This window comes from Flavobacterium sp. KBS0721, from assembly GCF_002007065.3.
Classification (GTDB): domain Bacteria; phylum Bacteroidota; class Bacteroidia; order Flavobacteriales; family Flavobacteriaceae; genus Flavobacterium; species Flavobacterium piscis.
Map to the genome: position 1 here is coordinate 2,672,395 of NZ_CP042170.1, position 21,768 is coordinate 2,694,162.

General features: G+C 32.9%; 22 protein-coding genes. 9 read left to right on the plus strand and 13 right to left on the minus strand.

The genetic code is table 11. The features are described 5' to 3' along the window. Positions 1–37: 37 nt before the first annotated feature. Positions 38–868 carry a 1-acyl-sn-glycerol-3-phosphate acyltransferase gene (locus B0M43_RS11730; protein ID WP_065447777.1) on the plus strand — a complete coding sequence of 277 codons (831 nt, stop codon included), beginning with the start codon at positions 38–40 and terminating at the stop codon, positions 866–868. 107 nt (positions 869–975) lie between these two features. Here B0M43_RS11730 and B0M43_RS11735 read toward each other — a convergent pair whose 3' ends face one another. The 3 genes from B0M43_RS11735 to B0M43_RS11745 form a co-directional block, all read right to left on the minus strand. Next, positions 976–1,608, minus strand: a complete 633-nt coding sequence (locus tag B0M43_RS11735; RefSeq protein WP_065447778.1) for a hypothetical protein — start codon at positions 1,606–1,608, stop codon at positions 976–978. Positions 1,609–1,616: 8 nt separating this feature from the next. Then, entirely contained in the window at positions 1,617–2,111 is a 495-nt protein-coding gene (locus B0M43_RS11740; protein WP_065447779.1) for an RNA polymerase sigma factor, read from the minus strand. Positions 2,112–2,274: 163 nt separating this feature from the next. Continuing rightward, positions 2,275–3,336 carry a DUF3810 domain-containing protein gene (locus B0M43_RS11745; RefSeq protein WP_078008212.1) on the minus strand — a complete coding sequence of 354 codons (1,062 nt, stop codon included), beginning with the start codon at positions 3,334–3,336 and terminating at the stop codon, positions 2,275–2,277. A gap of 248 nt (positions 3,337–3,584) precedes the next feature. Between B0M43_RS11745 and B0M43_RS11750 the strand changes: the two genes are divergently transcribed. Beyond that, entirely contained in the window at positions 3,585–5,045 is a 1,461-nt protein-coding gene (locus B0M43_RS11750; RefSeq protein ID WP_078008211.1) for an aminoacyl-histidine dipeptidase, read from the plus strand. A 428-nt stretch (positions 5,046–5,473) separates the two neighbouring features. On the opposite strand, the gene B0M43_RS11760 is transcribed toward B0M43_RS11750, so the two are convergent. The 7 genes from B0M43_RS11760 to B0M43_RS11790 all read right to left on the minus strand — a co-directional run bounded on the left by B0M43_RS11760 (position 5,474) and on the right by B0M43_RS11790 (position 12,614). Continuing rightward, complete coding sequence (locus B0M43_RS11760) at positions 5,474–6,115, minus strand: hypothetical protein (protein WP_078008210.1); 642 nt, start codon at positions 6,113–6,115, stop codon at positions 5,474–5,476. Positions 6,116–6,261: 146 nt separating this feature from the next. Beyond that, the gene (locus B0M43_RS11765) at positions 6,262–7,086 is read right to left on the minus strand and encodes a hypothetical protein (protein WP_123921836.1); all 825 of its coding nucleotides are present in this window, start codon (positions 7,084–7,086) and stop codon (positions 6,262–6,264) included. Between the two features lie 117 nt (positions 7,087–7,203). Continuing rightward, complete coding sequence (locus B0M43_RS11770) at positions 7,204–7,635, minus strand: hypothetical protein (RefSeq protein ID WP_078008208.1); 432 nt, start codon at positions 7,633–7,635, stop codon at positions 7,204–7,206. A gap of 238 nt (positions 7,636–7,873) precedes the next feature. Then, a complete protein-coding gene (locus B0M43_RS11775) occupies positions 7,874–8,572 on the minus strand; it encodes a hypothetical protein (protein WP_078008207.1) in 699 nt (232 codons plus the stop codon). A 308-nt stretch (positions 8,573–8,880) separates the two neighbouring features. After that, positions 8,881–9,654, minus strand: a complete 774-nt coding sequence (locus tag B0M43_RS11780; RefSeq protein WP_065447793.1) for a carboxypeptidase-like regulatory domain-containing protein — start codon at positions 9,652–9,654, stop codon at positions 8,881–8,883. A 248-nt stretch (positions 9,655–9,902) separates the two neighbouring features. After that, entirely contained in the window at positions 9,903–11,831 is a 1,929-nt protein-coding gene (locus B0M43_RS11785; protein WP_078008206.1) for a DEAD/DEAH box helicase, read from the minus strand. Between the two features lie 204 nt (positions 11,832–12,035). Continuing rightward, on the minus strand, positions 12,036–12,614 hold the full coding sequence (locus tag B0M43_RS11790; RefSeq protein ID WP_078008205.1) for a non-canonical purine NTP diphosphatase: 579 nt from the start codon (positions 12,612–12,614) through the stop codon (positions 12,036–12,038). Between the two features lie 91 nt (positions 12,615–12,705). Here B0M43_RS11790 and B0M43_RS11795 point away from each other — a divergent pair, with 91 nt between their 5' ends. Then, entirely contained in the window at positions 12,706–14,484 is a 1,779-nt protein-coding gene (locus tag B0M43_RS11795) for an ABC transporter ATP-binding protein (RefSeq protein ID WP_078008204.1), read from the plus strand. On the opposite strand, the gene B0M43_RS11800 is transcribed toward B0M43_RS11795, so the two are convergent. Beyond that, positions 14,481–14,852, minus strand: coding sequence for a DUF2809 domain-containing protein (locus B0M43_RS11800; RefSeq protein WP_078008203.1), 372 nt, complete (start codon positions 14,850–14,852; stop codon positions 14,481–14,483). The two genes, B0M43_RS11795 and B0M43_RS11800, sit on opposite strands and share 4 nt — an antisense overlap. A 230-nt stretch (positions 14,853–15,082) precedes the next feature. On the opposite strand from B0M43_RS11800, the gene B0M43_RS11805 reads away from it, so the two are divergent. From B0M43_RS11805 to B0M43_RS11815, 3 genes are all read left to right on the plus strand, one after another. Then, on the plus strand, positions 15,083–16,264 hold the full coding sequence (locus tag B0M43_RS11805) for a glycoside hydrolase family 88 protein (protein WP_078008202.1): 1,182 nt from the start codon (positions 15,083–15,085) through the stop codon (positions 16,262–16,264). A 4-nt stretch (positions 16,265–16,268) separates the two neighbouring features. Next, positions 16,269–16,676, plus strand: coding sequence for a hypothetical protein (locus B0M43_RS11810; protein ID WP_078008201.1), 408 nt, complete (start codon positions 16,269–16,271; stop codon positions 16,674–16,676). A 237-nt stretch (positions 16,677–16,913) separates the two neighbouring features. Continuing rightward, positions 16,914–17,348, plus strand: coding sequence for a hypothetical protein (locus tag B0M43_RS11815; RefSeq protein WP_078008200.1), 435 nt, complete (start codon positions 16,914–16,916; stop codon positions 17,346–17,348). A 58-nt stretch (positions 17,349–17,406) separates the two neighbouring features. On the opposite strand, the gene B0M43_RS11820 is transcribed toward B0M43_RS11815, so the two are convergent. Continuing rightward, entirely contained in the window at positions 17,407–18,918 is a 1,512-nt protein-coding gene (locus B0M43_RS11820; protein WP_078008199.1) for an FMN-binding glutamate synthase family protein, read from the minus strand. Between the two features lie 32 nt (positions 18,919–18,950). After that, complete coding sequence (locus B0M43_RS11825) at positions 18,951–19,733, minus strand: NYN domain-containing protein (protein ID WP_065447804.1); 783 nt, start codon at positions 19,731–19,733, stop codon at positions 18,951–18,953. A 202-nt stretch (positions 19,734–19,935) separates the two neighbouring features. On the opposite strand from B0M43_RS11825, the gene B0M43_RS11830 reads away from it, so the two are divergent. From B0M43_RS11830 to ric, 3 genes are all read left to right on the plus strand, one after another. Next, entirely contained in the window at positions 19,936–20,382 is a 447-nt protein-coding gene (locus tag B0M43_RS11830; RefSeq protein WP_065447805.1) for an Rrf2 family transcriptional regulator, read from the plus strand. Positions 20,383–20,401: 19 nt separating this feature from the next. Then, a complete protein-coding gene (azu, locus tag B0M43_RS11835; protein ID WP_078008198.1) occupies positions 20,402–20,920 on the plus strand; it encodes an azurin in 519 nt (172 codons plus the stop codon). Positions 20,921–21,030: 110 nt separating this feature from the next. Next, positions 21,031–21,753, plus strand: coding sequence for an iron-sulfur cluster repair di-iron protein (gene ric / locus B0M43_RS11840; RefSeq protein WP_078008197.1), 723 nt, complete (start codon positions 21,031–21,033; stop codon positions 21,751–21,753). Positions 21,754–21,768 lie beyond the last annotated feature (15 nt).

Consider the following 21,768-nt stretch of genomic DNA (forward strand, 5'->3'; position numbering starts at 1 on the left):
TGTTTGCGTTCTAACATAAAAAATACAATAAACAGCTATGCGATTGTTTAAACGAAATCCTTTCGGACATATATTATTCATCAAGAAATGGTTAATCCGTATTTTGGGCACCATGACTCATAGAAGATATAGGGGGTTTAATGATTTACAGATTGAAGGATCTGAAATCATTAAAACACTTCCGGATACAAATGTTTTGTTTATATCCAATCACCAAACTTATTTTGCCGATGTTGTCGCGATGTTTCATGTGTTTAACGCAAGTTTAAGCGGACGTCAGGATACTATTAAGAACATTGGTTATCTGTGGCAACCCAAGATGAATATTTACTATGTGGCAGCAAAAGAAACGATGCAAGCAGGTTTATTACCAAGAATTTTAGCTTATGTTGGCGCTATTACGGTCGAGAGAACCTGGCGAGCAAAAGGTGTTGACGTAACTGAAAAACGTGAAGTTAACCCAAACGATACTGAAAATATTAGAATTGCGCTCGAAGATGGCTGGGTAATTACGTTTCCGCAAGGAACTACAAAGTCTTTTAAACCCGTTCGTAAAGGAACAGCGCATATCATCAAACAACATAAACCTATTGTAATTCCTATTGTTATCGATGGTTTCCGTCGTTCATTTGATAAAAAAGGATTACGAATGAAGAAAAAAGGAATTCTGCAATCTTTTATTATCAAAGAACCTCTTGATATTGATTATGAAAACGATACTATCGAAGAAATAGTAGAAAAAGTAGAATACGCTATAGAGCAGCATCCGTCATTCTTAAAAGTAATTCCGGCCGAAGAAATCAAAGTAGAAGAAGAACTTAACGAAATGAGAAGATGGAGTTATAAAGCTTCAGAAAGTGAACATTAAAAAAAAAGTTTCAAGTTTCAAGTTTTAAAAAAAAACTTAGAATCTTAGTGTCTTAGAATCTTAGCAACTTATAAAACCTTTGCCCCTCTGCAGCTTTGTCCCTTTTATTAAAAATCAATTTTCTTCAACTCTTTATAATTAGCATATAATTTGCGCAATAATGTTCCGTAAATTAATCTGTAAATACACCAGAATATACCCAATAAGCCTAAGATTATCAAAATTAAAATTCCCACAGTAAAGAACATTGCTTTTCCGTCTGCGGCTAATTTTTCTCTTAAAAATTCCATGTCAGGATTGTAAACAAAGGTGATGAAATAACTGAAGATGCATATGACAACAAGCATTCCTAAGTTGTACCATACGTAATACTGAACTGTTTTTCGGGTTCTTAGAATAGCACTCATTAGTGTTTTTGTAGCGACAGTTGTTGAAATTGTTTTGTAATTTTTATAAAAATTAATCACAAAAAACAGTACAACTACATAATTGAAATACGTTAAAATGTCAAGGGCTAATACAATTTCGGGATGATTCATTTTTCTTAACAAATCATCAGTATTGATAAATAAGTTAGAGAAGGTCCAAAATGAAAACTCTAAAATGCTGATAACCAAAATCCACTTCACGGTAGAAGAAGATTGTTTATGAATCATTTTGTAGATCTCTTTTTCAGAAATTTGTAGAAAAGAATCCGAGTTCTTTTTCCAGTCTTTTTTTAATAAATCCAGTTCTTTCATAATAATTTTTAAGGATTTAGTATTTTTTTAAGTTTCCCTTTAATTCTGTTCATTTTCACACGTGCATTCACTTCGCTGATTCCCAGGGTCTCTGCTATTTCTTGATAATCTTTGTCTTCTAAATACATAAAAACTAATGCTTTTTCGATGTCATTAAGCTGATAAACGGCTTTGTACATCAGTTTAATCTGCTCTTCTTCTTCATAATTGTAATCAACATCTTTTATAAAATGCTGATGACTTTCATACTCTACGGTTGATATGGTTCGTTTGGTTTTCCTATATAAGGTAATGGCGGTATTTAAGGCAACGCGATACGTCCAGGTCGAAAATTTACTATCGCCCCTAAATTTTGGATAAGCTTTCCATAACTGAATGGTGATTTCCTGAAACAAGTCTTTGTGAGCATCTTCGCCGGCAGTATATAATCTACAAATCTTGTGGATTATATTCTGATTTGCCTGCAATTGCGCAACAAATGACTGTTCTAGATTTTCGCTCATATTTTATTAGTAGTATTCAAATCACTTTTGTTACAAACTCTTTTGTTTTTTTCCACGAATTTCACAAATTTCCCGAATTATGGCAAGCTTATTAATTAGTAGAATATTTAAAATTTGTTTTAAAGTATAAAAATCCGTTTAATCCGTATCCGTGAGCTAATTTTTATAATTCCCGCGTTTTATAATAATTCACCATCAAATCGATAAATTTACTGTAACTGTCCATTCCGTCTTTTTGATTGTTTGTTTTTAAAAAAGTATCATAAAAAGCATGAAAACCTTCGTCAATAAAAGTGTCGTATTGTTTCCAGAAATCTTGACTTTCCTGATAGTTTTTTAAGATTCCAACATGAACTGTTTTCTTCAACTGATTGAAAATTTTCTCATTTTTAAACTGCCAGATTCCCAAACAATAACGCAAAACAAAACTGTAACCGGCATACTGATAATATAGATTTTCGTTTTTAACAGAAGCCAAAACACCAATAAAATTGCATTCACTTTCGCTCGCAAATCCCATTTGGTGTGCCATTTCATGATTTGCTGTTAGGGGAAAAGTATACATCGGCAACAAATCATTGACCTGTGCTTCATTCGTAAACGGATTCAAATATCCGCCAAAACCCATATAAGTTAAAGGTACGCTGAAAAGTGATTTTTTAACGCTTGGAATTTCATATTTAAAAAAGGAATGTTCTTTGGCCAGATTGTTATAACCGTTCAGATTCATTCTGAAAACTTCTGCCTGCGAATACGGAAAAACGATTTTTAAGCTATCATTTTTAGTAATCTTAAACTGGATTTCATTGGTTTTTACTATAAGTTTTTTGGTAAAAGCTAATAATTCAGCATCGGTATATTCTCTCTGAATTTTCATTTTTTCAAAAAGAGGTTCGCGGTAATAATTGAAAGCCCACAGCAAATGAAAGAAAAAGTAAAAAACAGAAAGAACACTTAAAGTCTTTAGCAGATTATCTTTCCATTGTAGTTTCCAGGTTTTACGTACTTTCCAAAACCATCTAATCAATAATAAGATTAAAATGGAATAGATAACATCACCAACTGAAAAAGGAATTTTACCTAAAATGATTCTCGAAAAATGAGAGATTTTTATATATAATGTGTTGCTGTAAAATCGTTCGATAAACTCTGGAAAGAAGGGTAGTATCTTTAAGATGATGATTTGCAGCAGAAGAAATAATGGTAAAATGTATTTTGATTTCAAAGTTTAAATTTTGGATACGTAAATATAAATACAATTTTAATTATTAAAACAAAGATTTAAAAAGTTGGCCACGAATTCCACGAACTTTCACTAACTATTAGATTATAATTTTACAAAACAAGATAGTATTGGTGAAATTGTATTTTAATTTCAATAAGATTATTGCTAATTCGTGAAATTCGTGGCGAAAAAAAATATAAACTTTGTAACTTTGGAACTCTTAATTGTTAAACTTCAAACAAAATATAATGAGTCAGGAAATAAGAAATCTGGAACCAAAAGCACTTTGGAATAAATTCGCCGATTTAAACGAAGTTCCGCGTCCGTCAAAGAAAGAAGAACGCGTAATCGAGTTTATGAAAAACTTCGGAAACAGCTTAGGTTTAGAAACTTTTGAAGACGATATACGAAATGTAATCATCAGAAAACCGGCAACTCCGGGAATGGAAAACCGCAAAGCAATCGTTATGCAGGGACATCTTGATATGGTGCACCAAAAAAATGCAGATACAGTTTTTGATTTCGATACACAAGGAATAGACATGTATGTTGATGGCGACTGGGTTCGTGCGCGCGGTACAACACTTGGTGCTGACAATGGGTTAGGTGTAGCTACAATTATGGCAATTCTGGAAAGCAAAGATATTCCGCATCCTGCAATCGAAGCTTTGTTTACTATTGATGAAGAAACCGGAATGACAGGAGCTTTAAATTTAAAAGGAGGAATTCTTCAGGGACAGATTCTTTTGAATTTAGATACAGAAGAAGATGATGAAATTGATATTGGCTGCGCCGGTGGAATCGATGTAACGGCTACAAGAAGCTATAATGAAGAAGAAGTTCCGGAAGGATCAGTTGGACACATTATTACCGTAAAAGGACTTAATGGAGGTCATTCAGGAATGGATATTCATAAAGGTTTAGGGAATGCTAATAAAATCATGAACCGTTTGTTATTTGATGCTTTTGAAAACTTTGGTTTACAAGTGGCTGAAATCAATGGAGGAAGTTTAAGAAATGCAATTCCGAGAGAAAGCGTTGCAAAAGTAATTATTTCTGAAATGTTTGATGAAGCGTATATTTTTGATATGCAGGAAATCATCAATGATATAAAAGCGGAATATAAAACGACTGAGCCTAATTTATCGATCGAAATCGTAAAATGCGATTTACCCGAAAAAGTAATGGATCTAGGTGTTCAGGAAGGAATCATTCGTGCTATTTATGCTGCTCATAATGGTGTTTACAGAATGAGCGCTGATATGGAAGATTTAGTTGAAACATCAAATAATATTGCGAGAGTGATTGTAAAAGATGGTGAAATTTCAATTGGATGTTTGACACGTTCGTCTGTTGAAACTTCAAAGTTTGACCTTGCTAATGCATTGCGTTCTGCTTTTGAATTAGTAGGTTGTGAAGTTGAACTTTCTGGTTCTTATCCGGGATGGACACCAAATGTAAATTCTGAAATACTGGATACTTTGGTTGGAATCTACGAAAAACAAAATGGTGAAAAGCCAAAAGTGGTAGCTTGTCACGCTGGTTTAGAATGTGGAATTTTAGGAACAAATTATCCTGATATGGATATGATTTCTTTTGGACCAACCATTCACGGTGCGCATTCACCTGATGAAAGAGCAAGTATTTCTTCGGCTCAAAAATATTGGAAATTTGTATTAGAAATTCTTTCTAATATTCCGGTTAAATAAAGTAATCAGTTTTCAGTCACAGTTTTCAGTTTCTCATTGAGACTGAAAACTGCGACTGCGACTGAAAACTAATCTCTCTTAGGACTATTTTTCTTTTCTCTTTTTTCTTCTTTCTTTTCCTTAGCCGTTTTTAGCGGTTCTTTTTTTGCTGTTTTTTTAGCATCCTGACTCTTAGCCATAATATCTTGATTTAGTTTGTATTATTTATTTTAATAGTAAATGTAAGGTTTTTAAAATCCTAAAGGCAAAAAAAATCCCCAATTTTTTTAATTGAGGATTTGAGTTTGAGAAAGTATTATTGCAGTTTGAAATAAAATTAACTCTTGCATCGGATTTTCCACCCAAGCTTATATCGAACAGGCGAAGTAAAATTCTCAAATATAAAACCAACATTCTATTAAGTTTATTGTCTAAATCCGTTGTAGTAGTTATAAGTCGAAGTTTTTATTTAGTTCGTCCAGTTGTTTTTTACTATTGTCTACGGCAATCCAAGTTGATATATTTTCATTATCATTCTTTTCCGTTTTCTTTCGTGTTGCTATTAAGAAATGTAAATACAATTTTTCATTGATTTCTAAATTTGGTATTATACTTTCAAAACCAAAATCTATGTAATTTGTTATAGGTTTCTCTAAACTTATTTCATTTTTTAGTCTACTTGGAAACCAATCATTATTTTCGGCTCTCCATTTCATAACTTCTCCATCTTCGGTTCCAATATGTAATAGTTCTGTTCTATTTTCTATTTCAACAGCGTCTAAATTTTCGCCACTATTATAACCCCAATTATTTTCAGGATTTCTATTTATCAGTTTACAAGTGATAGATAGTTTTTCAGATTTTTCAGATTTCTTTTCAATATAAATTCTCCAACCTTTTGAGTGTTCGATTTTCATCTGTTCCGGAAATTCTAAATCGTTTAAATCAATAACTAGAGCTTTTATTTTATGATTTTCGGTTTCAATTTTTAAATTGTCTTTGACCGAATATTGTGTCGCATATTCAGATTTTATCGATAACTCAATTTCTCCAAGATTTGTTTCAAATTTATCTTTAAGTATCGTCCTCATAATATGGTTTATAGCGCTCTCGCTACACTGGGTTTGGGATTAAATTAAGCCTATTCTTGGGATTTGACAAATTATTAAAAATACAAAACTAACTTTTCATTAAATCAATTGCTTAAATATGTTGTAATAGCAGTTGTGAGCGGTTATTATTTCCCTTTCCGCCAGTGTTCCAATGTCATTACAGTTTTGGTTTTTGGATTGAAGTATTTTATTTCAAAAGTTTTTTGGTCTACATAATAATTTAATTCTTTATTTCCGACTTCTACTCTAATCCAATAATAACTTTTTCCAGTATCATATGGAGATTCTAGAATGGCAGTTGAAGACCAGTGTTGATTTTCTGGCATCTTTATCAATAATTGCGTAATCTTGTGTCGTTTTTCATTGTCGACATTACAAATCTCGCAAATTTCAAAACTTGGATTTCCAGTAGGAAAAAAAACTTCATTGAGTAAAGGTTTATTTTTTTCAAGCTCTTCAACTCTTTTTTGAGTCCATATGTAATAAATAAAATGTTTTCTCGATTTGTCTTCTTCAAGATTATATTTATACGTTTTAAGAGCAGAGATTTTGTCTCCTATGCTTTCATAATAATTTCCGAGCGCATAATAGTTGCCATTCCAATTACCAATACTGTCGATAAATGATTTAGCCGTCTTGAAGTCTTTTAATTTAACATAGTTTGCAGCATAGGCGATAGCTGCATCTCCATTTTTGTTGTCTTCGAAATTTAGTTCGCCGATTGATTCATTATACTTGCCAATTTTATGGAATAACTCTGCTTTAAAATAGTGCAAGCTTTTTTCTATATTAGATTTTATCTGCGATCTATATCTACCCGTTTCATTTTTATTAGCAACTAAAAAACTGTCTACTTTAGAAATCACTTCTTTTGGGTTGTTTTCTGATTCTTTATAAAGCTTAATTAATTGAATATCAAAATTTCTGAATTCATTAGAAACTTTATCCATTTCTTCGTGCATTCTTTCGTGATCATCTTTGCACGAAATAAAAGTGAGAAGCAATAAAATTATATAAATAAATTTCATAGTGTTGTAGTAAAATGGCTGATAACGATGTACTAGCTCTTAGCGGTAGTTTTGAAAAGCGTCAGGTAGATTTGAGTTCAAATATTCTGAAAGTTTTTCGAAATCATTCGATTTTTTTTCAAATAGATTTATTAAAATTCCGCTAGCTGTTTTTATTATTATTTCGCGTCCAGTTTTAAATCCAAGCAATTGATATTTGTTTTCAGTCCAAAACGAAATGTTTTTTAAACTGTATTGCTTTTCCTTTGCGAATGTTTGACTAATAATTAAAATATCGTCAATCAAGATGAAGTCTTTATTTTTCTTATTTGTGTTGAATATGTTTATTAATGCAGTTATTACTAACAATGTCATTACAAGTCCTTTTTCCCATATTTGCATTGGTCTATTTATTAATATAAAGACAAATAGTCCCAATACAACAATCCATACTACTATTGATATTTTATTTTTTGTTGTTTGTTTCATCATAAACCCAAATATTTTTTTAATTACTCTTCAAATTTTTCATTTCTAACACTGACAAAGGGTGATGATTTTAGATACAAATATGGGGAATTACCGTTAAAGTTCGTTCTGGTACTACAATGGGTTTGGAACTAAATTAAACCCTATTCTCGGATTTACCAAATCCATCCAAAATACAAAACTATTTTTCAATTAAGCCTATTGCCCAAATCCGCTGCAGTAGCTGTTAGCGGCTGGATTTTTATTTATTTGCGAAATATTCTTTGTATGTCTGACCAAAATAAGAATTATACTTTAGAGCGTCTTTTGGTTCTATTAAATTAAGTTTTATTTTTTTTCTATGTTTTCCACCAAACATATCTTCTATTACCAATTTTATGTCGGTTGTCTTTTCATTTTCATTTTCTCTTGGCATCCAACTTCCAAAGGCTTCTTGCTCCTCAAAGTAGATTATTCCATTTTTTTGTTTACCAATTGGTAAATAAGTTTCACTTTCGTTAGGCATTAATTGATTGCGTTGTTTTAAAAATGGAAATATTTTAATGTTTTCACTATTTTCAAAAGCAAATTTGAAATCTTCTTTAGAAATTGTTTCTTCTATCCAATTTCTTTTAGATAAAAACTTATGAGTAAAATCACTTTTATAATAGCCTAATTTTATTTTGCCAATGCTTGATGGCGCTTTTCCAACATTTGTAATTTGAATATAGATAACAAATGCTGATTTATGGACTGGTAGATCATTATGCTTTGTATTAAGGTCAAAAACACAACAAAAAGAGCACTGGTCTATAATTTCAATTTTGAATTTAGGCTTACTTACTAGCATTTTAAAAAATCCACTAATCCACGCAATTAACAAAGTTATGACGAATAATAAAACAGAAACAAAGCCCGAATTCTCATTTGTCCATTTTAATATAAATTTCAGTGATTCCATATTCTTTTTCTACGATTTTTCGGTAATCTAGCCGCCAACTTATAGATAAGTCTGATAAAGTCATACATATCACCACAAAATAGGATGGCGCTGTATGATAATATCTGTTTTAGTAAAAATCAAATATAACATATTTGTCTTATAGATAATTAAACAGAACCTTAATATTGTTGATTACTTTTCGCACTAACGCGTGGTGGCTATAAGGTCAGCTTTTTGGGATTATTAAAAAGAAAAAAAACTTTAAAATCAAAATCCCTGACTACTTAGAGTAATCAGGGATTAATTTATTAGAGAACAACTGAACTTTAATTTCGCTTCAGTACTTTATATTGTTCGTAACAACCATTAATAGCATCCATAATCTGTAAATCATTTGCTGATTGTATAAAGGCTTCAGAATAATTACAACGCTGTAAAATTTCAGGAATTTCGTCTTTGCTAATGCCTAATAATACTGAGACAGTTTCGCGATCGTATTTAGATTCTAACAGATTTCTAACCGTATCATCTTTTCTCATTTCCTTTAATTTCTTGAGTTCTTTCGCATTTTTCCCAAAGAAACCATAAAGCACATCGGCAGGATTAAAAATAGATCCCAATACTTTTCCAAAAGCATTCGGAGAATATTCACCCGCTTCATAACCTTGTGTAAGGCCTGAAATGCTATAGCGATAGTTTTCTTTAGTTGGAATTAATTTCGAATCGACTTCAAGGTATCCTGTTAAACTAAAAGGGGCAATGATAACTTCTTCAAGAGCAATTGCTTTTTCAGTAAGCTGAATTCGGGTTACTTTATTTTTTATCCAGTCATTTGTTACCCTGATTCTCAGAGATTGAAAACCTAAAATCGAAAAGTGAATCGTATCGTTTAGCTGAACATCTATCTCAAAATATCCTTTGGCATCAGATTTTGCACCACGTACTTTATTGGTGTTGATAATATTAACATTAGCAAGTGGTTGTTTACTATTATCATTGATAATATAACCAGATACTCTTTGGGGTACTGTAGACTCAGTGTCTTGAGCAAAACCAATTGTAGAAAGGAGTGTAAAAAAGAAAACGGCGAAATATTTCATATCCTGATTTAAAGCTCTAAAAGTACTAAATAGGGATTAAATATTTTGCAGTCTTCGGATATAATTATCAGAAAATTAACAAAGCAGGAAGTACTGCTTTTAGTATTAACTAAAAAGAGTATGAGATTTAAATTAATTTGTGCTGAATTGCAACAGTTATCAATTTAGAAGAAGATTCTTAACATAAAAAAATCCCAAATCCCAGGTATGTCTGGAATTTGGGATTTTATATTTAAGATATTGACTTATTAGTCTCTTCTTGGTCTTCTTGGTCTTGGTGCATCACCAAAGCTTTCAGAACGTCTTGGAGCTCTGTCTGAACTACCTTCACTTCTTGGAGCTGAGCTTCTAAAGCCACCTTCTCTTTTTGGAGCAGATGAGTTTCTGTCGCTTCTGAAACCACCTTCTCTAGGAGCAGAACTTCTGTCGCTTCTGAAACCTCCGCCACCAGAACCTTCACGTCTTGGTCCGAAACTTCCACCACCAGAACCTTCACGTCTTGGAGCAGAACTACGTCCGCCACCGCCACCGCTGCGTCCGTTATGGTCACGTCTTCCGCCACCATCATTTTTAGAAATTTCAACATTAATACGACGTCCTTCTAATTGTACGTTGTTTAATACTTCCATAACTTTATCAGTGTGCTCAGGATCAGTGTTAAAGAAAGAGAAACCTTCTTTTACATCTACTTTGAAAACGTCATCGCGACCTAAGTCTAATGTTTCTTTCAAATAATCTTTAAGAGACATCCAGTCGAAGTTGTCTCTTGAACCGATATTTACAAAATAACGAACTGCTCCGTTATTATTGAATTCTCTTGGCTCAGAATCACTTCTTTCACGTCTTTCTCCAGATTGAGTAGAGATATCTCTGTTCTTTTTGTAGTAAGCAATAAAACGGTTAAATTCTACAGATACCATTTTTTTAATCAATTCTTCTTTAGATAAATCTTCAAGAACATTATTGATTGCTGGTAAATAGTTGTCAATTTCGTGATCAACTTCAGTATCTTTAATTTTTGTTGCTAAGTGCAACAATTGAATTTCGCAAATTTCGATTCCAGATGGAATTACTTTTTCTTCAAATTTTTGTTTGATGATTCTTTCGATAGAAGAAATTTTACGCAACTCACTTTTTGTAACAATTACAATAGAAGTTCCTAATTTTCCAGCTCTACCAGTACGTCCGGAACGGTGATTGTAAGTTTCAATCTCGTCAGGAAGTTGGTAATTTACTACGTGAGTAATATTATCAACGTCAATACCACGTGCAGCAACGTCAGTAGCAACAAGCATCTGAATTTGTCTTCCACGGAAAGATTTCATTACACCATCACGTTGCGCCTGAGATAAATCTCCGTGCAATGCAGCAGCGCTGTATCCATCTTCAATTAATTTTTCAGCTACAGCTTGTGTATCTCTTTTAGTACGACAGAAAACCACAGAAAAAATATCTGGATTTGCATCGGCCAAACGTTTTAAAGCTTCGTAACGGTCACGTGCATTTACTAAGTAAAATTCGTGAGAAACTGTTGCAGAACCTGAGTTCTTAGCTCCAACAGTAATTTCTACCGGGTCGCTCATGAATTGTTTTGCAATTCTGGCAACCTCTTGTGGCATAGTTGCAGAGAACAACCATGTACTTTTTTGATCTGGAGTATCTGATAAAATAGATACGATGTCTTCATAGAATCCCATGTTCAACATCTCATCAGCCTCATCAAGAATACAGTAATCTATATTTTTAATGTTAACCAAACCTCTGTTGATCATGTCTTGCATTCTTCCCGGAGTAGCCACAATAATTTGTGCTCCTCTTTTAATGTCCCTAGCTTGCTCTGTAATACTAGCCCCGCCGTAAACTGCTACCACATTAATACCTTTCTCGTATTTTGCGTAGTTTTTAAGTTCGTTGGTAATCTGTAAACAAAGTTCTCGTGTTGGCGATAAAACTAATGCTTGTGTATTTTTGTTGTCAGCATCAATTTTTTGAATTAGCGGAAAACCGAAAGCTGCCGTTTTCCCTGTCCCTGTCTGAGCCAACGCAACCATATCCGTGTCTTTTTCCAATAATAGGGGAATCGCTTTTTCCTGTACTTCTGACGGATTCTCAAATCCTAGATCTAAAATCGCCTTCAGTAACGATTCATTCAATCCTAATTGTTCAAATTTATTCATATATGTATTTAAAATAGGGTGCAAAATTACTGTTAATTATTCAGATAAACTAATGCTATTTTAAGAATTATGTATTTGTTATGATTTGATTATCAAAAAGTTATGTTTAGTGTACGATGATTTTTATTTGGCAATCCAAAAAATTCAATAAAAATACGTCGCGAAATATAAATTTTGGGCTTTAAAATGTTGTATTCTAAACAATTATTTTGCTGTGTTCAGAAAATCAATTAGTTGCTGAGTTGCTTTTGCGCGATGACTAATTTTATTTTTTACTTCTGAAGCCAGTTCAGCAAAAGTCTCAGAATAATTTTCAGGCTGAAAAACGGGATCATAACCAAAGCCATGATTTCCAGTTTTGTCGAGAATAATATTTCCTTTTGCAATTCCGGTAAATAAATGCTGTTCTCCTTTTATATTTAATGCAATAACGGTTTTAAACTGAGCGCTTCGGTCTTCTTTATCCAGCAAAGCTTCCAGAAGTTTGTTCATATTATCATCGGCGTTGCGTTGTTCGCCTGCATATCGCGCCGAATAAACGCCAGGTTCTCCGTTTAAAACCGTAACTTCTAAACCCGTATCATCGGCAAAACAATCATAACCGTATTTTTCAGTAACGTAGTTTGCTTTCAAAATAGCGTTTCCTTCGATTGTCTCGGCAGTTTCAGGAATTTCCTCGTGACAGCCAATTTCCTCTAAACTTAATAATTGAATAGATCCTTTTAGGATACTTTGAATTTCTTTGATTTTATTGAGATTGTTTGAGGCGAAAACCAATTGCATAGCGATGTATTTTAAGGGTGATTATTAAGAGTAATTCCAAAACACAAATTTAGAATTCTTATATTTGATAGACGACATGAAATAAAAATAAATGCAGATATCATTATTATATAAAAAAATAACCCCTTTTGTTAAGCCTTACAAAAAGATGGTTATAGCTACTTTACTGCTTACTTTTTTAGGATCGTTTGCTGCTCAGGTAAATGCATTAATATTAAAGTACACGGTAGATTCTATAAGTGATCTGATGGTGGCGCACGAACCTTTGTCGAAAGGGTTTCATTTATTAGGTATTATAAGTATCGTTTTACTTTCGAAAGAATTGATTTATTCTGTGGTGCAATTTGGTCAGAAATTTTATGGCGAAAAACTGCGCATCTTTATAACGCGTGACATATCTCAGGCAATCGTAGAAAAAATTCTGAGTTATCGAATGGAGTTTTATACTTCTAATGAAAATGAAAGCGGTAAACTTCAAACCAGAATCGACCTCGGAATTAGCAGTTTAACGCGATTGGTCCAGAATTTTTTTATTGATATTATGCCTTTATTTGCTAATGCTTTTGTGGCTTTGGCCATTATGTTTTATGCCAATGTATATGTAGGTTTGGTGAGTTTGTGTATTATTCCCATTTATTTTTATATCAGTCAGCTACAAGCTACTAAACTAAGTGGTTTTAGACGAAGAATGCGTAATTATCGTGAAACTAAGAACAACGGAATTATTAGTTTAATCGAGTCTATAACGGTTATAAAATCGTTTGTACGGGAACCAATGGAAGCCAACCGACATAAAGATATTCAGTTCGAAATGACCGAGAATCAGCTTGAAACCAGAAAAACCAGTTTTATTTTTGAAAGCGTAAAAGGTTTTGTAGAGCAAATAGGAGTCGTGATTATCATTATTCTAACAGCTTATTTTGTGCTCAACAACACCATGACAATTGGTGCAATCATGTTTCATATTATGTTATTTAATAATGTATCTGCGCCAATCAGGCAATTGCATCGTATTTATGATGAAGTAAATGATGCTTTGATTTATTCTGAAGGTTTCTTTGATATTTTAGAATCAGATAATGAAAAGGAAACAAGCGGCGATTATATTCCGGAGAAAATAGTAGGATTTATAGAGGTTAAAAATGTAGATTTTGTGTATCCAAATGGTACAAAAGCCCTTTGGGATATTAATTTTACAATAAAACCAAATGAAACCACTGCTTTGGTGGGGTTAAGCGGTGCCGGAAAAAGCACTATTATCAATTTACTGGATAAGTTTTATTTACCGTCAAGCGGAAAAATTTATCTGGACGGAGTAGATTTAAATGATTACAATACTGACTTTCTTCGTAAAAATATTGGATTGGTATTACAGAAGAACCACATTTTTAAAGGTACAATTGCAGAGAACATCTTATACGGAAAACCCAATGCCACTAAATCTGAAATTATCGAGGCTGCCCAACAAGCTTATATTCACGAACAGGTGATGCAATTGCCAAAAGGCTATGACTCTGATGCACATTTACTTTCGGGAGGACAGCAACAGCGAATTGCAATTGCACGTTTGTTTTTAAAAAATCCGCCAATTATTTTCTTAGACGAACCAACAGCAAGTTTGGATGCAATTGCCACAGAACAAATAAAAAAATCTTTGGATGCTGTCAAAAAAGACAGGACCGTAATTATTATTTCGCACAGTATTTCTCAAATTATCGATGCGGCAAACATCATTGTCTTAGAACAGGGAAGATGTGTCGAAAAAGGAACTCATGACGATTTGTATGATAATAAATCAGTGTATTATCAAATATTTACGGCAATGGCAAATAGTTTGAATATTGATAAAATTACACAAACGCTTGATTAAAGTTTGTTTCGTAAAAAGAGTCTGTCAATTAAAAAAGCTGTAAAACCACCAAAAGTATACGCCATAATATCACTCCATAAAAAACCTTGACCAAGAACATATCTTCCAAATAAAGTTTGTCTAAGCGCATTGATCCAATCAGCTTGATAGAGTTGAAAAAACTCAATTGAATAGCAAATCAACAAAGAAAAAATCAGGATTTGAGTCGCTTTTTTTTCGATCAATAGTATTTTAATGAAGACGTACATCATCACAGCATAAAGAAAATCTCCTGTACATAATGGTATTTCATTAAATTCTCTGGAGAAGATTCCAAGAAAAATAATCAATAAGAAAATGATGAAATAATAGAGTCGTTTTCTTTTCAAGTGCAGTTACGTTTAGAGCAAATTTAGATTAAATCTTTTATTTGTAGAGACTCTTGATTTCTCTTTGTCAAAGTTTTAAACTTTGACAAAGAGCAACTGAGAAAAAAGTCTCACACAGTACAATATTAGGGCACGAAAAATACAAACACTCAAATAAGTTTACTTTATTTTATAAATTTATCGATTACAAAAAAAGCGTAATAATTTTTTCTATCTAATTAAATAACCACATGAATACAAGATTTACAGTTTTGGTTTTGACCTTGTTTTTATTTACAAGTAATGGCTACTCCCAAAAAAGCAACTCATTTAATGTAAAAAAACAGCTTGAATATTGTGCAGAACAAGCTTCGAAGACTTTAAAAGTAATTCCCGATGATGGAAGTTCTCCCAGAACGGTTCCTAATGGAAGCAAAGATTGGAAGTTTGTTAATTACAAAGACTGGACAAGCGGATTCTGGCCAGGTGAATTATGGTATTTGTACCAAGCAACTGGAAATAAAAAATGGGAAAAAGAAGCGGATAAATTTAGTCAGTTTTTAAAGCCTTTGTCTGTTAGCAAAGCTGCAGATCATGATTTGGGATTTCAGATTTTTAATAGTTTCGGAAACGGTTATCGTTTAACTAAAAACAAAGAATATAAAGATATTATCCTGAAAACGGCTGATACTTTAGCAACACTTTTTAATCCAAAAGTAGGAACAATTCAATCTTGGCCACACAATAAAATGGGCGGTCATAATACGATCATAGATAATATGATGAATTTAGAATTGCTTTTTTGGGCTTCTAAAAATGGAGGAAATAAAAAGTTGTATGACATCGCGGTGAAACATGCTGAAACAACGATGAACAATCATTTTAGACCAGATTACACCTCATATCATGTTATTATTTACGATTATGAAACCGGTAAAAAGATAAAAGGCAGAACGGCTCAAGGTTATAGCGATGATAGTATGTGGGCGAGGGGTCAGGCATGGGCTATTTATGGTTTTACAATGGTTTACAGGGAAACAAAAGACCCTAAGTTTTTAGATTTTGCGCATAAAATAGCACGTGTCTATTTAGATAGATTAACGAGTGAAGATTTAATTCCGTACTGGGATTTTAATGCGCCGGGAATCCCGAATGAGCCGAGAGATGCTTCGGCTGCTGCGATTGTTTCTTCCGCACTTATTGAGCTAAGTTCGTATACAAAGGAGGCATCGCTTAAAAAAGAATACTTAACAAAGTCTAAAAAAATGATAGTTGAACTTTCAGATCATTATCAAAGTCATGATGCAAATTCGGCGTTTTTGCTTCATTCTACAGGGCATAAACCTGCAGGAAGTGAAGTAGATTGTTCGATAAATTATGCAGATTATTATTATCTTGAAGCACTTTTAAGACTTCAAAAACTAAAAAACTAGTGTTATGATGAAAAGAATTATTCAAATCTCGTTTACGATTGCCCTTGTTATAATATTGGTAAGCTGTAAAAAAAATGCAAAACAACAACTGCAGGAATATGTCACGACTTATAATAGTACGGCGGCAAGTTTTAAGGCTGAAGATGTTACGCTTACAACCGCCAGAGGATACATAAATGATGATAAAATTGAATTGCGTTTTGAGACTAATTTAGAGCAAAATGAAACGAACAAAGTAAAAGCAAACACCTCGTTTCCTAAGCTGTTGAAAGAAATGATCAATAAAAACCAAATACCTAAAGAGCTTGTTGAAGAGGGGATTCAGTTTGATGCTTATTTTTTAGCCGATGATAATACTGTTCTTGTAAAACAGATCATAAACAAAGAATCTCTACCTGAATTATTACAGTAATAATTAAATTTTATATTGTGAAAAAAGTCACTTTAATTATTTTTAAAGTGGCTTTTTATTTGTTTTTTATAGTAAATTGATAAATTGAGGTTTCCATTTTGTTGTAAAAACTCTTTATTTTAGGTTAATTTATTTGTAGTCAAATAATTACACAATTTATTTTTGTAGAAGGATGTTGTTTTTGTTTGAAAAGTTCATTATGTTTGAGTTAAAAAATAACCTAAAACCTAAAAATTTATGAAAAAAATTACCCAAATCGCATTTGCTGTTATGATTATGTTAGTATTGGTGAGTTGTAAAAATACCAAACAAAAAATTCAGGAACATGTTAGTACTTATAATAATTCGTCGTCAATAAAAGGTAGTGGCATTACCAGTACAACGGCAAAGGCATTTTTGAATGACAGTAAAATTGAAATTAGAATTGAAACCAATTTAGAAGAAAATGACACCAATAAATTGACTTACAAAGAGTCGTTTCCTGATTTGCTGAAAGAAATGATCAAAAATGATCAAATTTCAAAAGAGTTAATCGAAGAAGGAGTAAAATTCGATATATACTTTTTAGCTTATAATAATGCGATTCTGGCGCAACGAGTTGTGGATAAAGAAGAATTAGCAGTTTTAGAAAATGCAGCTGATGCTAAAGAAAAGGTAACTGCAAAACTTTAGTTTTAAGAAAATAATAAAAAATAAAGCCTCTTTAAGATTTTAAAGAGGCTTCATTTTTTTATCGTTTAGTAACATTGGTTAAAATATCAGGGAAATAAGAATCGGATAAATGACCAAACTCATCACCGCGCATGAAGATATTACTATCAACATCAGCAAAACTTTTTTTGCCGGCTGCCGCTAAAAGTTCGTTGGCAGCATGTAAGGTATTTTTATGAAAGTGATATACACGATCTGATTTATCTGTGACCACTAAACCTTTCATCAACATTTTATTTTGCGTAGCAACTCCGGTAGGACATTCGTTATTATGACAGCGTAATGCCTGGATACAGCCTAAGGAGAACATAAATCCGCGTGCGCTATTACACATATCTGCGCCTAGTGCAATGGCGTGTAAAATAGAATAACCTGAAATGATTTTTCCGCTGCCAATAATTCGAATTTTATCACGAATATTTAAGCCTATCAAAGTTTTATTTACAAATATTAAAGCAGGTTCAAAAGGCATTCCAACACCATCAGCAAATTCTAACGGAGCAGCTCCGGTTCCGCCTTCAGCACCATCAATAGTAATAAAGTCAGGGTACGTATCCTCTGCAATCATTTCGTGGCAAATCGCTTCAAATTCAGCAGTATTTCCTATGCATAATTTAAAGCCAATAGGTTTTCCGTTTGATAATTCACGCAGTTGTGCGACAAAATGAATAAGTCCTTTTACGTCTGAAAAAGCATGATGACCAGGAGGCGAAAGAATCATAGTGTGGGGTTCAACTCCTCTTATTTTAGCAATTTGTTCAGTGTTTTTAGCGGCCGGAAGTACACCTCCGTGACCTGGTTTTGCTCCTTGCGAAAGCTTAATTTCGATCATTTTCACGTTTGGAAGATTGGCTTTTTCTGAAAATTTTTCAGGACTAAAATTCCCCGCAGCATCACGGCATCCAAAATATCCTGTACCAATTTGCCAGGTAATGTCTCCGCCGCCTTCAAGGTGATAATCTGTCAAACCGCCTTCTCCGGTATTTTGATAGAAGTTTCCTTTTTTTGCACCAATATTAATGGCGCGAACTGCATTTTCGCTCAATGAACCAAAACTCATAGCCGAAACATTAAATAGAGAAGCTAAATAAGGTTGTTTGCAATCTTTTCCTCCAACCAATACACGAGGTAATTCTTCGTTTACTTTTGCCGGAAAAATGGAATGTTTTATTCCCTCATAGCTATCATGATTTAGATTTTGCTGTGTTCCAAAAGGTGTATTCGAATCGATATTTTTGGCCCTTTGGTATACCAAAGAGCGCTGGTTTCTTGAAAAAGGTTTTCCGTCAGTAGATCTTTCGATAAAATATTGCTGAATTTCAGGTGCAATCATTTCAAATAAATACCTGAAATAACCTAAAACAGGAAAGTTTCTTAAAATGGCATGCTTTTTTTGAAGGGTATTATAAACACCAACAACCAGTAATATCGGGATGATAATTACGAGTAAAAAACCGCGCTTGGTATAAAAATAAATTGTAACAACAATTATAAACAATAAGAATCCGTAGATGAAGAATTTTTTTCTCATGTTTGTAAAATTTAAAAGGAAAAGTTTAATAATTAATTGAATCGCAGGCGTACATAAACGTGTTTAATGCCTTTTTTGTCTGATTCTCTTTCATCAATTTCAAGAATATCAGTAAGCGATTTTAACATTGGCGTAAGCTTAGAAAAACCATAATTTCTTGGGTCGAATTCGGGTTTTTTCTTAACGATCAGGTTTCCAACATCTCCTAAAAATGCCCAACCGTCATCATCTTCAATATCTTCGATCGTAGCTTCGATAAGTTCAATAGTGGGAGCGTCAATTTTATGTAATGCTTTTTCAGCAGGTTTTTCTACCGGTTTTTTAGCATCGGCAGCAGCAGTTGTTTTTGGTTTTTTCTTCTGGATTGCGCCGTCAAGAACCTCGATATAAATAAATCGGTCACAGGCAACAATAAAAGAATTCGGAGTCTTTTTTTCTCCAATACCAATTACTTTCATTCCAGATTCCCTTAATCTTATGGCCAAACGGGTAAAATCACTATCGCTCGAAACAATACAAAAACCATCTAGTTTTCCTGAATATAGTAAATCCATAGCATCTATAATCAAAGCAGAATCTGATGAATTTTTACCTACAGTATAACTATATTGCTGGATTGGGGTAATGGCGTGTTCTAATAAAACAGCTTTCCATCCATTCGAGTTTGGTTTGGTCCAGTCTGCATAAATACGTTTTGTGGTTGGTGTGCCAAATTTTGTTATTTCTTCCATCATGCCTTTTACATTGCTGTAAGGCACATTATCGGCATCAATAAGAACGGCTAATTTGAGATCTTTGGAGTTGCTTAAAGCCATTTTTTAGGTGTTAGAAAAATTAGTACTTCCAAAGGTAAAACTAAAATTGGTTTTTATTAGAATTTGGTCCTGAATAAGTGTTTTGTTTTATATTAATTATTTTGGTTATAAATAAGAGATTATTATAACGAAAACTATTAAGGATAAACTTGTCTTTTGTGTTGAATTTCGATATATTTGTAGTCAATCAACAAATTTGCCTATGTTTTCAAAAGCCTGTGAGTACGGAATCAGAGCTTCTATATTTATTGCCACTAAATCCTCAAAAGGGATCAGGGTTGGAATAAAAGATGTTGCCAAAGAAATTGATTCGCCGGAGCCTTTTACAGCCAAAATAATGCAGATTCTGACCAAAAGCGGAATCATAGAATCGTCAAAAGGCGTAGGAGGTGGATTTGAAGTTTCTGGTAGTGCTTTAAAATCGATAAAACTTATTCAGATTGTTGATGCGATAGATGGCGATACGATATATAAAGGTTGTGGTATAGGATTAAAAGAATGTTCTGAAACAAAACCGTGTCCGGTGCATAAAGAGTTTAAAAAAGTACGCGAACTACTTTTAGAAATGCTTACCAATACCACATTAGAACAGCTTGCTTCAGGAGTAAAAACGGGCGATTTTTTTCTTAGGATAAATGACAGAGAATAATATAAAAAAATAAATAGAGATGAATAAAAAAATTAAAATTTCGATTGTAATGCTATTGGGGTGCCTGGCAATTACTTCTTGCGGAAAAAAAGAGACTGAACCCACTGATGAATCAACAGAAATCAACAAAACTATAACTGATGAGGGGCATCCTGCAGCAGTCAGTAATGTTTTAGTTATTACAGGAAACGATGAAATGCAGTTTAGTACCAATGAGCTAAGAGCTCAAGCCGGAAAACCAATCACTTTAACTTTAAAGCATACCGGCAAAATACCTAAACAAGCAATGGGCCATAATGTGGTGATCTTAAAGGAAGGTATTAATGAAGCGGGTTTTGCTGTTAAAGCAGCAGCAGCTCAGGAAACGGATTATATCCCTGATTCAGAAAAAGCTTCGATTATTGCGCATACAAAATTACTGGGCGGAGGAGAACAGGATACAATTGAATTTACGATAGATAAAAAAGGAACATATAATTTTTTATGCTCATTTCCCGGGCATTATGCTATGATGAAAGGTGTTTTAATTGTTGAATAAATAAAGGACTCTAATCCGCACATTTTGGGTTAGGGTTTTTTCTTAAACTAATAAAAGATTAATTTGTCTTTTATTTAAAATTAACTACATACCAATATAAAATAATAATTATGGAAAATTTAAGAGATAAAACAGTTGCAGCTTTCGTTACAGAGGACTTTAGAACAGCAGCGGTATTTTCAAAATACAAAATTGATTTTTGTTGCAAAGGACAGAAGACAATTAATGAAGTTTGCCTAAAACAAAATATAGATACAAGAGTTTTGCTTAAAAAAATCAACGAAGTTTTACTTGCTGAAGATTCAAATACTATCGATTTTAACTCGTGGCCTTTGGATTTACTGGCAGATTATATCGAAAAAACGCATCATCGTTATGTGGTAGATAAATCAGTTATTATAATACAGTTTTTAAGTAAACTTTGTAATGTTCATGGAGCCAGACATCAGGAATTATTTAAGATAAATGATTTGTTTATTCAGTGTGTTAATGAATTATCACAACACATGAAAAAAGAAGAATTTATTTTGTTTCCCTTCATAAAGGACATGGTAAAAGCTATAGGCAGAGGAGAAGCCGTAAATAAGCCAGCTTTTGGATCAGTGGCTAACCCAATTGCCACGATGATACATGAACATGAGGTAGAGGGCGAACGATTTAATGAAATTTCTAATCTAACGAATAATTACACAGCACCAAGCGATGGATGTACGACTTATAAGGTAACATTCGCAATGTTAAGAGAGTTTGAAGAAAACCTGCATACCCATATTCATTTAGAAAATAATATATTGTTTCCTAAAGCTATAATTTTAGAAAAAGAATTTTCTTAAAATAGTTTTTTTACT

What these genes read in the sequence shown, in the direction of transcription:
- B0M43_RS11730 (WP_065447777.1), top strand. Translation starts at nt 38, where the DNA reads ATGCGATTGTTTAAACGAAATCCTTTCGGACATATATTATTCATCAAG.
- B0M43_RS11735 (WP_065447778.1), bottom strand. Translation starts at nt 1,608, where the DNA reads ATGAAAGAACTGGATTTATTAAAAAAAGACTGGAAAAAGAACTCGGAT.
- B0M43_RS11740 (WP_065447779.1), bottom strand. Translation starts at nt 2,111, where the DNA reads ATGAGCGAAAATCTAGAACAGTCATTTGTTGCGCAATTGCAGGCAAAT.
- B0M43_RS11750 (WP_078008211.1), top strand. Translation starts at nt 3,585, where the DNA reads ATGAGTCAGGAAATAAGAAATCTGGAACCAAAAGCACTTTGGAATAAA.
- B0M43_RS11760 (WP_078008210.1), bottom strand. Translation starts at nt 6,115, where the DNA reads ATGAGGACGATACTTAAAGATAAATTTGAAACAAATCTTGGAGAAATT.
- B0M43_RS11765 (WP_123921836.1), bottom strand. Translation starts at nt 7,086, where the DNA reads ATGGATAAAGTTTCTAATGAATTCAGAAATTTTGATATTCAATTAATT.
- B0M43_RS11770 (WP_078008208.1), bottom strand. Translation starts at nt 7,635, where the DNA reads ATGATGAAACAAACAACAAAAAATAAAATATCAATAGTAGTATGGATT.
- B0M43_RS11775 (WP_078008207.1), bottom strand. Translation starts at nt 8,572, where the DNA reads ATGGAATCACTGAAATTTATATTAAAATGGACAAATGAGAATTCGGGC.
- B0M43_RS11780 (WP_065447793.1), bottom strand. Translation starts at nt 9,654, where the DNA reads ATGAAATATTTCGCCGTTTTCTTTTTTACACTCCTTTCTACAATTGGT.
- B0M43_RS11785 (WP_078008206.1), bottom strand. Translation starts at nt 11,831, where the DNA reads ATGAATAAATTTGAACAATTAGGATTGAATGAATCGTTACTGAAGGCG.
- B0M43_RS11790 (WP_078008205.1), bottom strand. Translation starts at nt 12,614, where the DNA reads ATGCAATTGGTTTTCGCCTCAAACAATCTCAATAAAATCAAAGAAATT.
- B0M43_RS11795 (WP_078008204.1), top strand. Translation starts at nt 12,706, where the DNA reads ATGCAGATATCATTATTATATAAAAAAATAACCCCTTTTGTTAAGCCT.
- B0M43_RS11805 (WP_078008202.1), top strand. Translation starts at nt 15,083, where the DNA reads ATGAATACAAGATTTACAGTTTTGGTTTTGACCTTGTTTTTATTTACA.
- B0M43_RS11810 (WP_078008201.1), top strand. Translation starts at nt 16,269, where the DNA reads ATGATGAAAAGAATTATTCAAATCTCGTTTACGATTGCCCTTGTTATA.
- B0M43_RS11815 (WP_078008200.1), top strand. Translation starts at nt 16,914, where the DNA reads ATGAAAAAAATTACCCAAATCGCATTTGCTGTTATGATTATGTTAGTA.
- B0M43_RS11820 (WP_078008199.1), bottom strand. Translation starts at nt 18,918, where the DNA reads ATGAGAAAAAAATTCTTCATCTACGGATTCTTATTGTTTATAATTGTT.
- B0M43_RS11825 (WP_065447804.1), bottom strand. Translation starts at nt 19,733, where the DNA reads ATGGCTTTAAGCAACTCCAAAGATCTCAAATTAGCCGTTCTTATTGAT.
- B0M43_RS11830 (WP_065447805.1), top strand. Translation starts at nt 19,936, where the DNA reads ATGTTTTCAAAAGCCTGTGAGTACGGAATCAGAGCTTCTATATTTATT.
- azu (WP_078008198.1), top strand. Translation starts at nt 20,402, where the DNA reads ATGAATAAAAAAATTAAAATTTCGATTGTAATGCTATTGGGGTGCCTG.
- ric (WP_078008197.1), top strand. Translation starts at nt 21,031, where the DNA reads ATGGAAAATTTAAGAGATAAAACAGTTGCAGCTTTCGTTACAGAGGAC.